Below are 15059 nucleotides of genomic sequence, written 5' to 3' on the forward strand. Positions count from 1 at the left end.
GCGCGCGCATGGGCAAGGGCACCCTGAACTACGTGTCCGGCGGCATTGCCAAGCTGCAGCCCGAAGCCGTGTCCGTGAAGACGCCGACCGGCATGATCGGCGTGCGCGGCACGCAGTTCCTGCTCAAGGTCGACGAGGAGTGATCCTCGACCCCCCGCCGATCACTTGGCGGCCAGCACGATGAGGTCGCTGCGCTCGCCCGCCAACAAGCGGGCGCCATGCAGGTTCACCAGCGGATCGTCCGGGTAGGCGCGGCGCAAGTGCTCGAAGCGCTCCAGCGCCTGCGCGACGTCGCCGGCCCGCAGGGCGTCGAGCGCGCTGCGGTACTGATCCAGCGGCGCGTAACCCCGAGGGACCTCGTCCAGCGGCTCGAACACCTGCAGCGCTGCTGTCTTGCCCTTGAGCACCAGGCGGCCCACCGGGCGGGCCACACGCGGCGCGCAGGCCGACAGCGTCGCCTCGGACACGCAGACCCAGGTGCCCAGGTGCTTGTTCACGCTTTCCAGGCGCGCGGCGGTGTTCACGGGGTCGCCCAACGCGCGGTAATCAAAAAGGGCCTTGCCACCGAAATTGCCCACGATGACCTCGCCGGAGTGGATGCCGAAGCGCGTGTGGCCGAAGGCCATGCCGCGGGCCTGCTGCTGGCGCGTGAACCCGGTGGCGAAGCGGTGCATCTCCATCGCGCAGTCGAGCGCGCGCTGCGCGTGATCGGCTTGCTCCACCGGGGCGGAGAACATGATCGCCAGCGAGTCGCCCATGATGCGGTCCAGCGTGCCCTGGTAGCGGAAGGCGATGGAGATCATCTCCTCGAGGTAGCGGTTGAGCAGGTGCACCGCATCGGCCGGGTCGATCGACTCCATCAGCGGGGTGAAGCCCGCAAGGTCGGTGAAGATGAAGCTGCACTCTTGCCGCTTGCCGCCGAGTTCCAGCTGCTCGGGGTTCTGCATGAGGTGCGCCACGCGGTTGGGCGAGACGTAGCGCGAGAACGCCTGCCGCACCCAGCGGTGCTGCAGCTCGCTGCGGAAATGCCGGCACACGCTGGCCAGGCCGTAGGCCAGGGTCCAGGCGATGGCGGGAGTGAAGGTGTCCAGCAGCACCCGCTGGGTTGAGAACGCCCACCAGCCGCCCCACAGCAGCGCCGCCACCAGCACCAGCCAGGCCGCGGCCGCGCGCAGCGAACCCATGAAGGCCCCGATCGCGACGAGCAGGACGCAGCCCGCCGTCACCAGCAGGGCCTCGGCCGCCATGGCCCAGGACGGGCGCGCCAGGTGCTGCCCCGTGAGCACCTGCTCCATGGCCTGCGCGTGTGTCTCGACGCCGGGCATGAGCTGGCCGAGCGGGTTGAAACGCAGGTCCAGCAGGCCGGGGGCCGAACTGCCGATCACCACGATGTGGCCTTCCAGCAGCGCCGGATCGGCCGTGCCGTTCAGCACCCGCCACGCGGGCACGTAGCGCTGCGCTTGCGCCGGGGTGTAGTGGATCCACATCTCGCCGCGCGCGGTCGTGGGCACGGTGAGCGCGCCGATGCGCAGGGACTCCAGCGCGGGTGCCCCGCCGCCGGCGCGCTGCAGGATGTAGTTCGGCGTGCCCTGCGCCACGCGCAGCAGCTCGGCGCTGAGGCTGGGCGCGGGCTGGCCCTGCAGCGACATGACCATCGGCACACGGCGCACCACGCCATCGGCGTCGGGCACGAAGCTGAGCACGCCGACGCCGCTGGCCGCCATCTCCAATGGCGCGAGCGGGCGCACGGCGCCCCCTATGGTGTTCAGGATGCCGGCATCGGGCTCGCCCATCCACACGTAGCGGTAGCGCGGCTCCGGGCTCTTGGCATCGGTATTGGCATCGGCATGCGCATCGGCCGTCGCCTCGCTGCGCGCCGCGAAGCCCAGCACCACGTCCTGCTTCGCGATCGCCTCGGCGAAGGCCGCATCGTTGTCGGGCAGGCGCTGCAACTCGGACCGTGCCGTGGGCGTGAGCGGCCAGTCGCCCGACACGCGCTGCGGCGACGTGCGGTCGGGCTCGGCGAACACCACGTCGAAGCCGATCGCCGCGACGCCCTGCTCGCCCAGGCGCTCCACCAGACTGGCCAGCCGCGTGCGGGGCCAGGGCCATTGGCCGATGCGATCGAGGCTGGCCTCGTCGATGTCGATGATGCGCACCGGTGCGGCCTGGACCACGCGCGGCTGCCAGCGCTGGTACTGGTCGAAGCCTTGGTGGCGCAGGGTCTGCAAGGCCAGCGGGTCGGCCAGCACGACGACCAGGCCGAGGCCACCCGTCAGAAGCATCAACAGCGCCGCGATGGCGCGCAGGGAGAGGTGCATCAGGCCTGGGCCGCGCGGCGCTCGGCCAATTCGAATTCGTCTGGGGACATCGTCATCGTCAGGGTACCCATGAGGACAGGCACCTTTCGCGCCGGGGCGGCCGCCGCCCTCCTCAACCGGCGGGCAGTATCCCCGGCTTCCCCGCTTCCCACAAGATCGGGAACCTGCGTCGCCCCCTGCGGGCACGATGTGCGAAAGTCCGAGGCTCTCCGAGGCCACTGCATGAAAAACGATCGACCCCACCCCTCTGCCGCGCGGGCACCCTGGCTGGTGCTCGCCGTGTTGCTGCTGTCGGCCTGCGCGCCCAGCCTGCCCCGCTCCTACGTGGTGCTGGTGCCCGACCCGGATGGCGCCGTGGGGCAGGTGGTGGTGAGCGGGCCCAAGGGACAGCAGGTGCTGACACAGGCGGGCCAGGTCGCGGCCATCGACGGCGGCGCGGTCAACATCGTGATGAACCACGCCCAGGTGGACGCCGCCTTCGGCGACGCCAAGGCCGCCCAACCCGTGCTGCCCGGACACTTCATGCTGTACTTCATGTCGGGCAACACGCAGCTCACCGCCGCATCGGAAAAAGAGTTTCAGAACATCCTGAGCTACCTCATGACCCGGCCACCGCAGGCCATGACCGAGGTCGTCGTGGTCGGCCACACCGACACCGTGGGCAGCGATGCGGACAACGTCGTCCTATCCACCCAACGCGCCACGCTCGTGGCCGAGCGCCTGCGCGCCTCTGGCGTGAAGTTCACGTCGCTCAAGCAGGAATCGCACGGCGAGAAGAACCTGCTGGTGCCCACCGCCGACAACGTGGACGAGCCGCGCAACCGACGGGTGCAGGTGACGGTGCGCTGAGCCGGCGCACCGTCCCACTGCGTTCAGGCCGGCTTCTGCGCCTCGGCGCCCACCGCGTCGCGCACGCACTTGTTGGTGAAGCTGGTCTTGGCCGCGCCCGAGAGCTTCTTCTCGCCCGCTGCCGTGGTGCAGGCGGCTGCGGCGTCTTTCTCGCACTTGGTGAGAAAGGAGTTCTTGGCTGCCCCGGCGAGCTTTTTCTCGGCGGACTTGGCGTGGCAGGTGGCGCCTTCGGCCCAGGAGGCTGTGGCGGTGAAGGCCAGGGCAAGGGCGAGGATCAGGGGGCGGGTGAGCATGGGCACTCCAGGGGATGGGGGTGCCGATTGTTATCACTCAATTTGATTGGGTGCAATGGGATTGAAGCCGATGCGCGTTGTCGCGCCTCGACATCTGCAGACGATCTCCAGATTGCTGCGGGCGCAGCGTTGAGCGTGGGCTAGGATGGCGGTTATCGGCCAGAGCCAAACATCCGAAGCTCAATGGACATGGGAAGTACGCCACTTCGAAAGCACTTTGAAGCCTCCCTGGTTTTTGGCGGAGGCATGGTGGCGCTGGCTGGGGCTGTTGGTGCCGGCTTTTCGCTTCTCGTAGGGGTGGCTGGCATGCTCTCAGCAGTGAAAAGTGCGCCATTGCTCGCGTCGCTCGGACCGCTGGCAGGACTGCTGCTTATGCCAATCTTCTATCTTGTGGCAGCGCTTGTTTCCTTACCGGCCGCGACAGTCGCCGGAGCGCTGTTCTTTGTTGCGGATGCCAGTTCAATACTGAACCGAGTCCCCACACCACTCATTCCACTCATATGCGCGGCATTTGGCTATGTGGGCGTCTACGTGGCCGCTGGCGTCTTTGACTCCCTGAGTTTCAACTCAAATTCCAAGGTGCTCAGCTCCCTATTTGGGTTTGCCAGTGGAGCCGCCTTGCTATGGCTGCCCGCGCTGCGTCCCTTGTCAGCTCATCTGAGAAAGACTCAACGTCCGTTGTGAGTTTTTCTAGTGTTTGGTCGAAGGACAAGCGTCAACTTGCGGCCAGAAGCGGCCTCTCGCGTGAGAACAAGCACCAACCAGGAGAAGGTAAGTGGTGATGCTTCCAAACAGGGACGACTACAGGAAGTACTCGAAAACCCAGAAGCGCGTGTACTGGGCGTTCGTAACCTTGGCAGTACTCGCTGCATCCGTGCTTCTGGCCTGGGACCCGTTGCTCTCGCCCTTGCTCAAGTAGCAAACGGCTGTATGGCGAGGAGGTGAGCGACCGCAACGAGCCCGGCCCAGCCTGAGCTAGCATGGTGTTTTCGGCCAGATGCGGACATTGAATTGGGAAGACCGAATGGCGTCTTTTAGCGTAGATGACACCTCCGAGCTCTATGCGCTGCACAGAGTGTTTCGAGAAGCCAAGTTCTCAGCGCTGCCGGACGACGATGAGATTTCAGATAGTCCGCGAGTCAATGCACTGTTTCTGCGTGTGATGGATGCACTCATTGAGCGGAACGTGAAGGAAGACGGAGAGTCCGCCCGGCAGCGATGGGCGGGTTGGCTCGCAATTGACAAGTCGCGTGACGAATGGCGCGCCTCAGTACTTCGAGCAAGACGAGTCGAAGGTTGGCCAGAGATGAGCATTCAGGAAAAGAGTCGGAAGGCGCAGGAGATCCTCTGTCCGTTCACTTGCGCCCCTCCAGTTCTGGCTGAATTCATCGCTCAAGTTGATGCTGAGCCCCCGTGCAAGTGATGCCCAGCGACTGAGTCTGCTCAGCTAGCATGACGGTCTTCGGACAGAACCAGACATCGGCTTGCACTATGGAGCAATCAGACCAGTTGGGTTTTGCGGTTTTGAAACGAGCCGGCTCGACCAGTGTGGGGTCAACGCGCCGGGCCCGAGTGTCCGTCGACTTCACAGTGAACGGGGTCAGCCTACTTCTGCTGCTGGCCAAAGGCAGCGCGGACATGATGGGATGCTTTGTTCAGGGCCTCTCAGAAGCCAATGGGGCGGCTCTTGTTTCTTTGCTCGGGAGCCGGCATGACTCCGATGGCGATGGCCGCACTCTTCTCTACCTCTGTCCGGAGTGCGGAGATATTGGTTGCGGAGCGTATGCCGTGAATATCAAGGCGAATGAAGGCCAAGTGACTTGGTCTGATTTCGCCTACGTGAATGGGTATGGGCCCGCGTCGCCGCTGCTGAACATTGGTCCGTTTCGATTTGACCGAGGCGAGTACCTTGACGTGGTTGAAAGGGCGAGTCGCTTGTGAGTGCGGGCCGCGGACGTGGTCTGCTATCGACGTCAACCCGCTTCGGCTAGCATGGCGGCCATCGGCCAGGAGCCGACTTTCGGGTGAGCTATGCGTGCACAAACCCGCTAGCGTGGAAGGCACCCTTGGGGCGGGCGTCAACAAGGACGCATCGAGCATCCCGCAGTGTGAGTGGCGGCGCATGCCAAAGGAGAACAGCACGCATGAAAATTCTCGGTGGCTTGGTTGCGGCCCTTGCCTGGTATGTGTACGTCATCCTTCTAAGGTCTTCTGGTTCTGTGAACCGGTTAGAAGACGCCTTGCTCTGGGCCGTTCCGGTTGTTCCACTCGTTCTCGTTCTATGGGCTGCGATGCGACGCTCGGAACGTGGCGACAAAATCGCAGCAGTCTGGCTGCTAGCTGCCGCTCCAGTTGTTTCCGCACTAGCACTCGTCTGCTTCCTCGCAGTGGTGCCCTCGATTTTCAAGTAGTTCCGGTGTCCCCTGAGGGCGCGTCAGACGCCCGCTTTGGGCCCGAAGCGGCCTGCCGCATCAGAATGTCGTGCTGTTACCGGCCTGCAAATCGATAAGTGCATATGAGCTTTGTTGTCGAGTCAATTCCTGAGGACAAGAAGTCGAGAATCGATTCTTTGATTGCGTCACGACCCAGAGGCACTCGCAGTCCAGGGTTGTCCTCGCGCTGGGCTGTTCATCAGCGACTGAACGCTGCTCTGGTTCTAGTAGGCAAAGCAGGCGGCGCCTACGAAGGCACTCCAGAGACACAGCATTTCGTGCTCCTCTGGGGTGAGCATGAAATTCGATTCTTTGGCGAAGCCACGTGTACCGGTGACCTCGGACGCGGGGAGCGGCAAAGAGTCACATGGACGATTGGATGGATAGCTTGTCCGAGGAATGTCGACGCACAACAGCAGAAAGTTGCGCTTGACTTGGTTCGCGAGGCCTTGGACTGTTGGGGTATCCACGCCGTTCGACTGAACATTGACGCCGTCGTCGTCAACATCAAGGTATCGCATTCGGAATAACCCAGCGTCCGCTCCTGGCCGATGACCGCCATGCTAGCTGAGGCTGCGCAGGGCCCAGAACTGGCGGAATACTGTGCAATAAGCTGTCATTCCGTTCGGAGCCCCTACTGGCCGAGCAACAAGGCCATGACGACCAAAACAGGGAAGAACAGGGGAACAGAGCCGAGCACCAGAAAGAGTGTTGGGGGCTTGGCAGATTGCCACAACTGAAATAGCGCGACTGGAACGCTGGCAAGGTATAGGGCAAGGAAAAGTACCCCGACTCTTCCTCCGAATGGCAAGAGGAATGCCAACAAAGCTGACCATCCGACGAGCCACAGAGTGCCCGCAACCTTGGTCCAGCATCCGCCGACCTCTTCTCGAACGTCCTTTCGGGGTTGCGCTTGCCGCTTAGGTGGCGCGACCACGGGGCGCCACGAACTGCTGTACCCAAAATCGGCGCCACAGGATTTACACCCTTGGGCCTTCTCGAGCACTCGGGCATCGCAGTTAGGGCAGTAATGCATTCGGAATGTCCGCTCTTGGCCGTCTACCGCCATAGGTAAGCCGCCAGGACCAATGCCCCTATGACAGCGACAACACCAATGAACGACAGAAGCTCGTAGTCGAGCCAATCGGCTTTGGCGGGATGTATCGATCGCGGGTAGCGGCCAAAGGTGATCATCTTGACCACGAGCCAGCCAGGCCAGAAGAACAAGTCGAGCGCAGCGGCAAGGCTCGCGAAGGTAGGCGGTGAGAGCTTGCGCGCTTGTCGCTCGATGTGCACGGTGGCCTAGCCTACAGAATTTCGTGAGCCAAATTGTTCCTCGAGAAATACCACGCCCCCAATCCTGCTGACCACACTAGCTGCTTTTGGGAGTTTGCACGTGTTCATCACCGCCCCTGGCCTCGTCCAGCACCTCCACCCCTCTCAGGTCGCCCCGCGCCAGAGCCACTGGCCCGCCGTCACGCTCTCGATGGAGCGCCCCTGGTGCCTGCTGGTCTACGACGTCTCCTACAACGGCCGGAAGGTGTCGCAGACCTCGCTGGTGGCCTGGGACAACACGCTGCTGGATATGCTGACCCAGATCCCCGTCGCGGACGTCAAGGGCGTTGCCCGCCTGGACCGGCGCCGCGAGCCGGGCCCGCGTTGGGCCTTCAACTGGATTGGCGCGCTGTGGGCGCCCTCGCCGTGCGAGGCCCCATCGGCCGGCCCTCTGCTGCTGAAGCTCGGCGACGACCCGCACGTCCGCGACGGCCGCCTGCTGCCGGTCCCCCACGCCGCCGGCCGGCGGCTGTTGTACGAGGCCTCTCCCACGCTAGAGGGCCAGTAGCTTGGCCTCTAGCTGCTCGTGCTGATCCGCGAACTTGCGCTGGTTCCTGGTCTTGAGCTTTTCCAGGTTTTGCAGCTTCCACCGCACGGCCGGAAGGTCCGGCAATTGCTTGAACGACATCAGCTCCCAACGGGGCTCGGCACGCACCAGCGACAGCAGGAACTCGCGCTGGTTGGAAGTCAGCAACTTCGGCAAGGCCGCCAGCGTGTCGCTGCGCGTCTTCTCCAGTTCGGCCAGCGGAATGTCCTCACGCGCCATGCCGATGAACTCGGCGTTGTAGATGCCTTGCATCGGCTTGATGGTGGGAAACAGCACCTCATGCACCGGCCGGTTGTGCCCCGCGAGGTAGGCAACAAAGCACGCCGCGATGTCGAGCGTCAAGCCATTGCGTTGGAGAAGGTGCCAGACATCGAACCAGTCCCGCGGATGCTGCCGGTCGAATGCGGCAACGAGCTTGCTTCCGTAGAGCTCTGGCCCCGCCAGCACGGGCAAGGTGATGCTCGTGGTGAAAAGGTCTTGGGCGGTGGCGACGAGTTCACGCTGTTCGATCGGCAGCACGGTGCCGCGAAAAACCTGGTTCACCTCGATCTTGACCTGCGAGCCCGCATCCGAAACGACGAGCTTGAGCTCCTCGCCGTCCTGGTTGGCCGGCATCGCGACCTGCAGCTTCATGGATTCAAGCCTCGCCTTGATGCGGGCCAGTTCATCGCCAATGGCGATGATGGCTTCGTCTCGCGGCAGCGCGTGGTCCAGAAACACGACGTCGATGTCGACGGACAGGCGCGGCATGTCGTGCACGAACAGATTGAGCGCGGTTCCGCCCTTGAGCCCCAAGTGGCCGGAGGCAAACACCTCTGGCGCCACCGCGAGCAACAGGCGGACGGTGTCGACATATGTCTGGTTCATGGGCGCCTCAGGTCGATGCGTTCACCCGACTTCGTTACCGAGACCCAGCCCGCGTCGCCCAGGCGCTGGTTGTGCCGGGCCGCCACCTCTGCCCATGGGTGCCCGGCGGTCGACGACAAGGCGTGAGCGAGGCGGACGACCTTCACGCGCACGGTGTGCGTCAGCAACTCGTCGAGCACCTTGGGGCGCAGGCTGGGAAGGCTCTCGACGAGGTGTTTCGCTTCCACCAAGGTTTGCCCCTTGCCGACATCGCTGAGCAGTTCGAGTAGGGCCCGCTCAGGCACGGACACCAGGACGTCGGACGGGGCGTTGGGGAGGGGCTGCAACCCCAGGTTCTTGCGCATCCGCGCATCGAACAGCTTGGTCGCGCGATAGGCGCTGGGGAACCGCTCGGTGAACCAAGAGGGCAGGCGCGCGGGCCGATCGCCCCACAGCGTGAGGACTTCTCGCATGGCCAGGTTGTGGCGGACACCACGCCAGTCGAGTGCGGTCTTGCCGCCGACGTGCAGGCCCGGCAGATGCCGGGCCAGGAGGGCCAGGCAGGCGTCTCTGTCCAGGCTGTCGCCCGGCAGCTTGTACACACCACGTGCAACGTGTTCGAGCCAGTCGCTGCGAGCAAGGGCCGAGGCGCGGTAGGCCGTCATGCCGTGAGCGGCCAGCTCTTCGGTGGTCCGTGGCTGGCCACGGGGCCATCCGGCGAGCACGTGCTTGAATGAAAATTTGTCTGAAGTTGCCTTCATACGTCAACTCTAGTCAAAAATTCATTCGATCACAAGATGGATTGAATGAAATTTCAACCGCAATTGACTTTCTGCGTCAATCACTTGGAAATTTTCATTCTGGCCTAAGCTACTCCCCCACTCCGGCACGGACCCCGCGTCCCCTCCCCCACATGGCCACCGCCTCCGACCGCCCCTCGGGCAAGAGCCCGCGTTCGCTCACCGGGCTGCTGCCCTTCATGCGCCCCTACCGCCTGCAGATGGGGCTGGCCCTGCTGTTCCTGGTGCTGGCGGCGGCGGCCACGCTGGCGTTTCCGGTGGCGCTGCGCTTGCTGATCGACGATGGGCTGGTGCCGGCGGGGCGCGGCGATCAGGTGCTGGCGCTGCGCGAGCACTTCGCGGCGCTGTTCGGGGTGGCGGTGGCGCTGGGGCTGTTCTCGGCGGTGCGCTTCTATCTGGTGAGCTGGATCGGCGAGCGCATCACGGCGGACCTGCGCAACGCGGTGTACCGCCACGTGCTGCGGCAGAGCCCTCAGTTCTTCGAGACGACGCAGACGGGCGAGGTGCTGTCGCGCCTGACGGCGGACACGACGCTGGTGCAGACGGTGGTGGGGTCGTCGCTGTCCATGGGGCTGCGCAATGCGGTGATGGGCATCGGCGCGCTGGTGATGCTGGTGTGGTCGCACCCGTATGTGATGGTGCTGGTGCTGGCGACGGTGCTGCTGGTGGTGCTGCCGGCCATGTGGTTCGGGCGGCGGGTGCGCCGGCTCTCGCGCGCCAGTCAGGACCGCATCGCCGATTCGAGCTCGATCGCGGCCGAGGTGCTGAACGCGATTCCCACGGTGCAGAGTTACGCGGCGGAGGGGCGCGAGTCGCAGCGCTTCGACCGGTCGACGCAGCACGCGTTCGAGACGGCGGTGCGCCGCACCAAGGCGCGCGCGGCGCTGGTGGCCTTCGTGATCATCGCCAACGCGGCGCTCATTCTGTGGGGCATGTTCCAGGGCACGCAGGCGGTGTTGAACGGGCAGTTGTCGCCGGGGCAACTGGGGCAGGCGGTGTTCTACGTGGTGATCTTCGCGGGCGCGGTGGCGGTGCTGGGCGAGGTGTATGGCGACCTGCTGCGCGCCGCGGGCGCGAGCGAGCGGCTGGTGGAGTTGTTGGCGAGTGAGTCGCCGGTGAAGTCGCCACCGCAGGCGCTGGCCGCGCCGCTGCCGGCGGGGGGCAGCGCGCTGGCGTTCGAGCAGGTGCACTTCAACTACCCGTCGCGCCCGGCGCAGGCGGCGCTGGACGGGTTCTCCCTGGTGGTGGAGCCGGGGCAGACAGTCGCCATCGTGGGGCCCAGCGGCGCGGGCAAGACGACGGTGTTCTCACTGCTGCTGCGCTTCTACGACCCGCAGCAGGGCCGCATCGTGCTGGACGGCACGCCGATCAACGCGCTGCAGTTGCAGGACTTGCGCGAGCGCATCGGCATCGTGCCGCAGGAGCCGGTGATCTTCTCCAGCAGCGCGATGGAGAACATCCGCTACGGCAAGCCGGGCGCCAGCGACGATGAGGTGAAGGCCGCCGCGCGCGCCGCCTTCGCGGACGAGTTCATCTCGACGCTGCCGGAGGGCTACGACACCTTCCTGGGCGAGCGCGGGGTGCGCCTGTCGGGCGGGCAGCGCCAGCGCATTGCGATTGCGCGCGCCATGCTGAAGAACCCCCCGCTGCTGTTGCTGGACGAGGCCACGAGCGCGCTGGACGCGCAGAGCGAGCGCGTGGTGCAGGCGGCGCTGGAGGCGGCGATGCGCGACCGCACGACGCTGGTGATCGCGCACCGGCTGGCCACGGTGCAGCGGGCCGACCGCATCGTGGTGCTGGACCACGGGCGCCTGGTGGAGCAAGGCACGCACGCGGAGCTGGTCGCACGCGGCGGGGTGTACGCGGGCTTGGCGGCGCTGCAGTTCAACGCCTGAGACGGCCGTCGCGGGTTCAGCGTTCGGGCGTCCACTCGCGGAAGTAGCGGATGCGATCCTCGTCGGCCGGGTGGCTGGCCAGGGCGATGGGCAACACGCCACCGCGCTCGCCTTCTTTCTGGCGCACGGCCGCCAAGCGCTCGAACAGCGTGACCATCACGGCCGGCGAGAGGCCGGCGCGGTGCAGCCGCTCGGCGGCGTAGGCGTCGGCGCGGCGCTCCACGTCGCGCGAGTACGACTGCGTGAGCAGCGTGGCGGGCACGGTGGCAATGAAGGTGCTGGCGTCGCCAAAGACGACGCCGACGATGGCGCTGAGCAGGCTGGCGCGCACCAGCATGTCCAGGCCGTCGCGGTGCCGTACGTGGCCCAGTTCGTGCGCCAGCACGCCCGTGAGCGCGTCGGGCCGGTCGCGCAGCAGCTCGATCAGTTGATCGGTGACGATGATGTGGCCGCCCGGCAGGGCCAAGGCGTTGGGGCCCAGGTCGGGGGCGTGCCGGAACGACAGGCGCCAGGCGGGTTCGTCACCCTCGACGTGGGCGCGCTCAACGAAGGATGTCCAGTGTTGTTCGATTTCGCGCTGCTGCGCCTCGCTCAGGCGCGTGGGCTTGAGCAGCACGCGGTCGAGCTGGGCCAGGCTGTCGCGGCCCAGGCTCTCGCCCACCTCCTTCGGCAGTTGCTGCGCCACGAACTGGCTGACCAGGGGCACACCCCAGAGCCAGCTGGCCAGCACCACGGCCACCGAGCCCACCACCGCCCAGACGGTGGCGCGCCAGCTTTGCTGCCAGCCCACCACCCAGGATTCGCTCAGGCCCTGCCCGGCCCACCACTCGTCCCACTCGGGCGCGTCGGCGTGCTGGATCAGGCTGCCGTCGGGCAGGTCGGTCTGGCGCTGGCCGTGGGTGCGGCGCTCGGGCCAGTGCACGCGGCGCAGGGGGTAGCGCCGCGCGGCGCCGTCGGCCGCTTCGTCCAGCGGCTGCAGCACGAGTTCGTCGCCGTCCAGGTGCACGCGCACCGCCCGGCCGCGCGGGCTGCGGCCATCGAACCAGAGTGTGCGCAGGGGCAGGCGCATGGCCGGGTCACAGGCCCATGTCGATGCCGAAGAAGTCGCCGGCCGCGTCGCCCAGCGCACCGACGTCGCGCGCCTGCGCGTGCGACAGCCACTCGTTCACCGAGCCTTTGACCTGCAGGGAGACGGCCTCCAGCCGCGCCCGCGCCAGGCGCACCTGGGCGAAAGGCCAGTACAGGCCAAGCGTGACGATGATCAACAACCAGTTGACGAGGTTCACGCGCGCCAGCGCACCGAAGCGCAGCTCGCTGCGAAAGCGCGTGTTGCGGCTGCGCGTGTTCGCCCACACCAGGTTCTGCAGCCGGGCGGTGACGAAGGGGACCAGGACCAGCGGCACGGCGATGTAGGCCAGTGCCGCGATGCCGAAGACCGCGACCATGCCCGAGGCCACACCTCGCGACATCGACACGGCGCCCGCCGCAAGCGCGCCGAACACCACCATCAGCAGCAAGAGCACACCGCCCGAACGCAGGCCCAGGCCGAAGAACTCGCGCAGCCCGGCGCGCAACTCGGTGCGCTCGCCGGCGAAGCGGTAGCCGCCGTGCTGGTACTGCTTGAGGCGCGCGAAGCACCAGGGCAGCGCCAGCGCGAACAAGAGCATGGCGGCGATGGCCAGCAAGCCCACCAGTGGGCGGTCCGCTGGCGCGACGTCTTCGCCTGGCGCGCCCGGCGCGGCCACCAACCCCACGGCGACGAAGGCCAGCACCGGCAGCACCATCGGCGCGTAGGCCAGGTAGGCGCCCTTGAGGTCGCCCTCGAAGGCCAGGCGCACACCGCGCCAACTGGTGTTGCGCAGGCGGAACTGCAGCGAGGCGCGCCACAGCGCAGGCCACAGCAAGGCGAAGGCCAGCAGGATCACCCCGCCCACCAGTGGCGCCGCTTCCGAGGCAATGGCGTAGGCCAGGCCCAGGCCCGCCACCAGCAGGTAGCCGCGGAACATCTTCCAGGGGTTGGCGTGAAAGCCCAGAGGGTCGTCGCCCACCAGGGTGTTGTTCTGAAAATAGGCGATGCGCCGCGCCCGCGCGAAGGGCCAGTAGAGCGTGAACGTCACCAGGATCAGCAGCAGGTTGACGATCCAGATGCGGAAATACTCGCTGCCCGATCCGGTGAAGCGGATGGACAGTGTTTGCACCGGCGGCCGCGCGTCCTGCGCGGCCGGAAAACGGCCATCGGGTGTGTCGATGATCTTCATGTTGCCTCCCTCCATTTGCAGGCCGGCGCATGCTAGCACCGCGCCAGCCAGGGCCATGCAGCCCGGGCATGGAGCCATCCGGAGCCCGCCTTGGACAAGCCCGGGGTGGCTGCGTACAGTGCACTCGCCGTGGCCCGCCCAGCGGCCACGTCCATTCGAAGGACCCACCATGTCGTCGCAAACCGCCCCCAGCGTCTTCACCCAGGCGCTGCCCTCCTACCTCGATCCCAACCACCTCGGCCCCTGGGGCATCTACCTGCAGCAGGTCGATCGCGTCGCCCCCTACCTCGGCAAGCTGGGCCGCTGGGTCGACACCCTCAAGCGCCCCAAGCGAACCCTCATCGTCGACGTGCCCATCCACCTGGACAACGGCACCGTGGCCCACTTCGAGGGCTACCGCGTGCAGCACAACACCAGCCGCGGCCCCGGCAAGGGCGGCGTGCGTTTCCACCAGGACGTGACGCTGTCCGAGGTGATGGCCCTGTCGGCCTGGATGTCCATCAAGAACGCCGCGGTGAACGTGCCCTACGGCGGTGCCAAGGGCGGCATCCGCGTCGATCCGAAGCTGCTGTCGCGAGGTGAGCTGGAGCGCGTGACGCGCCGCTACACGAGCGAGATCGGCATCATCATCGGCCCCAGCAAGGACATCCCCGCACCCGACGTGAACACCAACGAACAGGTCATGGCCTGGATGATGGACACGTACTCCATGAACGAAGGCGCCACCGCCACCGGTGTGGTCACCGGCAAGCCGGTCGACCTGGGTGGCTCGCTGGGCCGGCGCGAGGCCACCGGTCGTGGCGTCTTCACGGTGGGCGTCGAAGCCGCGCGCCGCATCGGCCTGGATGTGAGCCGCTCACGGGTGGCCGTGCAGGGCTTCGGCAACGTGGGCGGCGTGGCAGGCAAGCTGTTCGCCGAGGCTGGCGCACGCGTGGTGGCTGTGCAGGACCACGGCGGCACCATCTACAACGAAGCCGGCCTGCACGTGCCCGCCCTGCTCGACCACGTGGGGCGGCACGGCTCCGTCGCGGGCTTCGAGGGCGGTGGCCAGGTCATTCCCAATGAGGATTTCTGGGGCATTCCCTGCGACATCCTCATCCCCGCCGCGCTGGAGGGCCAGATCACCGACAAGAACGCCGGCCGCATCCAGGCCCGCATGGTGATCGAAGGCGCCAACGGCCCCACCACCCCGCAGGCCGACGACATCCTGCACGACCGTGGCGTGCTGGTGCTGCCCGACGTGATCGCCAACGCGGGCGGCGTCACGGTGAGCTACTTCGAATGGGTGCAGGACTTCTCGAGCTTCTTCTGGACCGAGGACGAGATCAACGCGCGCCTGGTGAAGATCATGAAAGACGCCTTCTCGGCGGTGTGGCAGGTGTCGGAAGACCACGATGTGAGCCTGCGCACCGCCACCTTCATCATCGCGTGCCAGCGCATCCTGCATGCGCGCGACCTGCGCGGGTTGTACCCCTGACTACCC

13 protein-coding genes are annotated in these 15059 nt (G+C 66.3%); 6 read left to right on the plus strand and 7 right to left on the minus strand.

The features are described 5' to 3' along the window. Positions 1-161: 161 nt before the first annotated feature. Positions 162-2321, minus strand: coding sequence for an adenylate/guanylate cyclase domain-containing protein (locus tag VLG41_RS07450; RefSeq protein WP_325348762.1), 2160 nt, complete (start codon positions 2319-2321; stop codon positions 162-164). Positions 2322-2543: 222 nt separating this feature from the next. On the opposite strand from VLG41_RS07450, the gene VLG41_RS07455 reads away from it, so the two are divergent. Then, positions 2544-3170: an OmpA family protein gene (locus tag VLG41_RS07455; protein ID WP_325348763.1), complete on the plus strand. Its 627-nt coding sequence runs from the start codon at positions 2544-2546 to the stop codon at positions 3168-3170. A gap of 23 nt (positions 3171-3193) precedes the next feature. On the opposite strand, the gene VLG41_RS07460 is transcribed toward VLG41_RS07455, so the two are convergent. Continuing rightward, entirely contained in the window at positions 3194-3463 is a 270-nt protein-coding gene (locus VLG41_RS07460; protein ID WP_325348764.1) for a hypothetical protein, read from the minus strand. Between the two features lie 183 nt (positions 3464-3646). Here VLG41_RS07460 and VLG41_RS07465 point away from each other — a divergent pair, with 183 nt between their 5' ends. Together VLG41_RS07465 and VLG41_RS07470 are read left to right on the plus strand one after the other, a co-directional pair. After that, complete coding sequence (locus VLG41_RS07465; protein WP_325348765.1) at positions 3647-4147, plus strand: hypothetical protein; 501 nt, start codon at positions 3647-3649, stop codon at positions 4145-4147. A gap of 888 nt (positions 4148-5035) precedes the next feature. Then, the gene (locus tag VLG41_RS07470) at positions 5036-5404 is read left to right on the plus strand and encodes a hypothetical protein (RefSeq protein ID WP_325348766.1); all 369 of its coding nucleotides are present in this window, start codon (positions 5036-5038) and stop codon (positions 5402-5404) included. Positions 5405-6954: 1550 nt separating this feature from the next. Here VLG41_RS07470 and VLG41_RS07475 read toward each other — a convergent pair. Further along, the gene (locus tag VLG41_RS07475; protein WP_325348767.1) at positions 6955-7191 is read right to left on the minus strand and encodes a hypothetical protein; all 237 of its coding nucleotides are present in this window, start codon (positions 7189-7191) and stop codon (positions 6955-6957) included. Positions 7192-7291: 100 nt separating this feature from the next. On the opposite strand from VLG41_RS07475, the gene VLG41_RS07480 reads away from it, so the two are divergent. Beyond that, positions 7292-7738 (plus strand): hypothetical protein, encoded by a 447-nt coding sequence (locus tag VLG41_RS07480; RefSeq protein WP_325348768.1) that lies wholly within the window; start codon positions 7292-7294, stop codon positions 7736-7738. Here the strand turns inward: VLG41_RS07480 and VLG41_RS07485 are convergent. Then, positions 7724-8644: a nucleotidyl transferase AbiEii/AbiGii toxin family protein gene (locus VLG41_RS07485; RefSeq protein WP_325348769.1), complete on the minus strand. Its 921-nt coding sequence runs from the start codon at positions 8642-8644 to the stop codon at positions 7724-7726. The genes VLG41_RS07480 and VLG41_RS07485 overlap by 15 nt on opposite strands. Then, the gene (locus VLG41_RS07490; RefSeq protein WP_325348770.1) at positions 8641-9384 is read right to left on the minus strand and encodes a type IV toxin-antitoxin system AbiEi family antitoxin domain-containing protein; all 744 of its coding nucleotides are present in this window, start codon (positions 9382-9384) and stop codon (positions 8641-8643) included. Before VLG41_RS07490 ends, VLG41_RS07485 begins: the two co-directional genes overlap by 4 nt. A gap of 152 nt (positions 9385-9536) precedes the next feature. Here VLG41_RS07490 and VLG41_RS07495 point away from each other — a divergent pair, with 152 nt between their 5' ends. Further along, the gene (locus VLG41_RS07495; protein WP_325348771.1) at positions 9537-11318 is read left to right on the plus strand and encodes an ABC transporter transmembrane domain-containing protein; all 1782 of its coding nucleotides are present in this window, start codon (positions 9537-9539) and stop codon (positions 11316-11318) included. Positions 11319-11334: 16 nt separating this feature from the next. Here the strand turns inward: VLG41_RS07495 and VLG41_RS07500 are convergent, their stop codons facing one another. Then, on the minus strand, positions 11335-12387 hold the full coding sequence (locus VLG41_RS07500; protein WP_325348772.1) for a M48 family metallopeptidase: 1053 nt from the start codon (positions 12385-12387) through the stop codon (positions 11335-11337). Between the two features lie 7 nt (positions 12388-12394). Continuing rightward, the gene (locus VLG41_RS07505) at positions 12395-13576 is read right to left on the minus strand and encodes a YjgN family protein (RefSeq protein WP_325348773.1); all 1182 of its coding nucleotides are present in this window, start codon (positions 13574-13576) and stop codon (positions 12395-12397) included. 169 nt (positions 13577-13745) lie between these two features. Here VLG41_RS07505 and VLG41_RS07510 point away from each other — a divergent pair, with 169 nt between their 5' ends. Then, entirely contained in the window at positions 13746-15053 is a 1308-nt protein-coding gene (locus VLG41_RS07510; protein WP_325348774.1) for a Glu/Leu/Phe/Val dehydrogenase, read from the plus strand. The last annotated feature ends 6 nt before the right edge of the window (positions 15054-15059 follow it).

Source organism: Hydrogenophaga sp., assembly GCF_035481345.1.
GTDB lineage: Bacteria > Pseudomonadota > Gammaproteobacteria > Burkholderiales > Burkholderiaceae_C > Hydrogenophaga.